Below are 4,134 nucleotides of genomic sequence, written 5' to 3'. Positions count from 1 at the left end.
CCAGTTTCCGCCATGCCGGTGGCGAAGCGCTGGAAAACCATTGTCGCTTTGAAGCGATTCAGGAAATGCGCGCCGCCCGTGGCGAAAGTCTCGACTGGCGCGAATGGCCGGAACACTGGCACGATCCGCGTGGCGCGGCGCTCGGCGCGTTTGCCGAGGAATATGCCGAGCGCATCGGTTATTTCGCCTTCTGCCAATGGCTGATCCATCGCTGCCTCGAACGCGCGCAAACTGCTGCGCGCAGTGCCGGCATGGGCATTGGCCTGATCGCCGACCTCGCCGTCGGTGCTGATGGCGCTGGCAGCCAGGCCTGGAGTTTTCAGGATGAATTGCTCGCCTCGCTGACCGTAGGCGCGCCGCCAGACATTCTCAATCGTAGCGGTCAGGGCTGGGGCATTTCCGCATTCTCGCCTGAAGGGCTGATCCGCAACGGTTTCCGTGCCTTCATCGACATGCTGCGCGCCAACTTCGCCCACGCCGGTGGCTTGCGTATCGACCATGTCATGGGCCTGCAACGCCTGTGGGTGATTCCCAACGGCGCCGCCCCGGCCGATGGCGCCTATCTGTATTACCCGTTCGACGACATGCTGCGCCTGCTGACCCTGGAATCCCATCGGCATCAGGCCATCGTGCTCGGCGAAGACCTCGGCACCGTGCCGGAAGGCCTGCGGGAAAAACTCGCCGCACGTTCGATTCTGGGCATGCGCGTGCTGTTGTTCGAACAGGACAACACCCGCTTCAAACCGATTCTCGACTGGCCGGATGATGCCCTGGCGACCACCAGCACCCATGACCTGCCGACACTTAATGGTTGGTGGCATGGTCGTGACATCGACTGGAATGCACGCCTCGGTCTGGTCGATGCCACCGGCGAAATCGACTGGCGTCGGCATCGTGAGCGTGAACGCGAAGGCCTGCGCGATGCACTGCGCCAGGATCCGCAGAATTTCCGCGAAGAGTCCCACGAAGCCGATCAAGTGGTCGATGCCAGTGTGCGTTTCCTCGGCCACACCCGCGCGCCGCTGGTGCTGCTGCCGCTGGAAGACGCCCTGGGTATCGACGAGCAGCCGAATCTGCCTGGCACCACCGATTCACATCCGAACTGGTCGCGACGTTTGCCCGGTCCCAGCGAAGCGTTGCTGGACGGCCCCGATGCCGCCCGCCGCCTGGAACTGCTAGCCTGCGCGCGCCTTCAAGCCTCTGAGCGTGACCAATGAATCAACAGCAAATCCAGCCGCTGCGCGCCACCTTGCGCCTGCAATTTCATAAGGGTTTTACCCTCGAACAAGCGGTGCCACTGGTGCCGTACTTTGCCCGCCTCGGCATCAGCCATATCTATGCCTCGCCATTGCTGGCGGCGCGCGCCGGTTCCATGCATGGCTACGACGTGGTCGACCCGACCCAGGTCAATCCGGAACTGGGCGGCGAGCCGGCATTGCGCCGACTGGTCAGCACCCTGCGCGAACACAACATGGGCCTGATCCTCGACATCGTTTCCAACCACATGGCCGTGGGCGGCAACGACAACCCGTGGTGGCTCGACTTGCTGGAATGGGGACGCCTGAGCCCGTACGGCGAATTCTTCGACATTCAGTGGCACTCGCCGGACCCGTTGATGGAAGGCCAGTTGCTGCTGCCGTTCCTTGGCAGTGATTACGGCGTGGCGTTGCAGGAAGGCACGCTGAAGCTGAAATTCAACGCGCAGACCGGGACCTTCTACGTCGAGCATTACGACCACCACTTTCCGATCTGCCCGAACAACTATGGCGAGCTGCTCAAGTCCGACGACACGCTGAAGTCTCTGGCAGATCGCTTCAGCACACTCAGCTACCAAACCGACGCACATTCGCTGGCGATGCCGCTCAAGCAAGAGTTGCGCGAGCTGGCGAGCGATCCGCGTGTTCTGGCGACTATCGAAGGCAACCTCGGACAGTACGATTCCACCACTGAGGAAGGCTTCCACAAGCTCCACGAGTTACTGGAACGGCAGAGTTATCGCCTGGCCAGTTGGCGCACGGCGGCGGACGACATCAACTGGCGGCGCTTCTTCGACATCAACGAGCTTGGCGGCCTGCGCGTCGAGCGTCCGGCGGTGTTCGAAGCGACCCACGGCAAAATCTTCCAATTGGTCGAAGAAGGTCTGGTCGACGGCTTGCGCATCGACCACATCGACGGCCTTGCCGACCCGCGTGGCTACTGCCGCAAATTGCGTCGGCGACTTGATCACTTGGCGCCGGGGCGTCATCTGCCGATCTATGTCGAAAAGATCCTCGGCGAGGGCGAAACCCTGCGCCGCGACTGGAGCGTCGACGGCACCACCGGTTACGAGTTCATGAACCAGCTGTCGCTGCTGCAACACGACCCGGACGGCGAACACGTGCTCGGCGAGCTCTGGCAGCGCCGCACCGAGCGCCCGGCTGCGTTCATGGAAGAAGCGCAACTGGCCCGTCAGCAGATCCTCAACGGCTCTCTGGCCAGCGATTTTGAAAGTGTCGCGCAAGCCCTGCATCAAGTTGCGCGTGATGACCTGATGACCCGCGACCTGACCCTGGGCGCGATTCGCCGCGTGCTGCATGCGTTGATCGTGCACTTCCCGGTTTATCGCACTTACATCAGCGCCATGGGCCGTTCCGAGCAGGACGAAGCGATTTTCCAGCATGCCATGGACGGTGCCCGGCAAACCCTCAGCGAAGCCGACTGGCCAGTGCTCGACTCGGTCGCCAGCTGGCTCGGCGGCACGCCTTGGCGCCGCAAGCCACGGGGGCGCTCGCGCAAGATCCTCAAGCATGCCTGTGTGCGTTTCCAGCAACTGACTTCGCCGGCAGCAGCCAAAGCCGTGGAAGATACCGCGCTGTATCGTTCGGCGGTGCTGCTGTCGCGCAATGATGTCGGTTACAACACCGAGCAATTCAGCGCGCCGGTCAACGAGTTCCACGAAGTCAATCAACAGCGCATGGCCGAGTTTCCTGACAACCTGCTCGCGACTGCCACCCATGACCACAAGCGCGGCGAAGACACCCGTGCCCGGCTGGCCGTGCTCAGCGAACGCAGCCATTGGTACGCCGATCAGGTCGAACTGTGGCGCGCCCTCGCCCGCCCAGTGCGCATCGAAGATGACGCGCCTTCCGCTGGCGACGAACTGATCCTCTATCAGGCATTGCTCGGCAGTTGGCCGCTGGACCTGCAGGACGACGACAAGGCCGGTTTCGCCGATTACGCCAAGCGCATCTGGCAATGGCAGCAGAAAGCCCTGCGTGAAGCCAAGCTGCAAAGCAGCTGGAGCGCGCCGAATGAAGCGTATGAAAACGCAGCACAGGCGTTCACGGAAAAGCTGTTGACCGGTGAAGAAGGCGAGTTGCTGCGTGCGGCGCTGAGCAAGACCGTCAACAGCATCGCCGCTGCCGGCGCGCTCAACGGGCTGGCGCAAACCTTGCTGCGCATGACCGTGCCGGGTGTGCCGGATCTGTACCAGGGCAACGAGTACTGGGATTTCAGTCTGGTGGACCCGGACAACCGTCGGCCGGTGGATTACGGCGCCCGCGAGCAAGCGTTGCAGGCATCTGTGCCGGGTACCGAACTGCTCAAGGACTGGCGTGACGGGCGCATCAAACAGGCGCTGATCAGTGAGGTGTTGAACCTGCGCAAGGAACACAGCGAGCTGTTCCGTCGTGGCGATTACCAGCCATTGGAAGTACTGGGCAGTCAGGCGCACAACGTCTTGGCATTCGCGCGTGAACACGAAGGCGTGCGGGCCATCGTGGTAGTGCCGGTGCGTTGCGCGACGTTGCTGGAAAACAGTGCCATGCCGCAGGTCGATGCGCTGCGCTGGGGCGATACGCGGGTGGTTTTACCGTCTGCCGCTTCGGATGCAAACCTGAAGGGACTTTTTGCAAGCAGCGTAGTCACACAAAACAGGGAGCTGAATGTCAGCGAAGCGCTGGGGGATGTCCCGGTCAATCTCTTTATCCAACACTTAACACAAGCATGAGTTCAGTTCAGGAGCATTGCGATGAGCACCGACGATAAACGCATTCGCGAATTCGCCTATCAGATCTGGGAGTCGGAAGGGAAACCTGAAGGCCACGAAGAACGTCATTGGGAAATGGCGCGCAAGCTGGCCGAAGCCGAAGCGCT

3 protein-coding genes are annotated in these 4,134 nt (G+C 62.0%); all 3 read left to right on the top strand.

The window, feature by feature from the left end; all coding sequences use genetic code 11:
* Positions 1–1,217 (top strand): 4-alpha-glucanotransferase (malQ, locus tag OQK_RS31675; protein WP_238537255.1); only part of this gene is annotated, 1,217 nt, incomplete at its 5' end.
* Positions 1,214–3,988, top strand: a complete 2,775-nt coding sequence (locus OQK_RS23945) for a malto-oligosyltrehalose synthase (protein ID WP_016774644.1) — start codon at positions 1,214–1,216, stop codon at positions 3,986–3,988. The genes malQ and OQK_RS23945, both read left to right, overlap by 4 nt.
* Positions 3,989–4,009: 21 nt before the next feature.
* Positions 4,010–4,134 (top strand): DUF2934 domain-containing protein (locus OQK_RS30620; protein ID WP_016774643.1); only part of this gene is annotated, 125 nt, incomplete at its 3' end.

Source organism: Pseudomonas sp. R62 (genome assembly GCF_000257605.1).
Taxonomy (GTDB): Bacteria; Pseudomonadota; Gammaproteobacteria; order Pseudomonadales; family Pseudomonadaceae; genus Aquipseudomonas; species Aquipseudomonas atacamensis.
The sequence above is the reverse complement of the archived record's forward strand: the minus strand, read 5'-3'. Positions and strand labels throughout refer to the sequence as shown.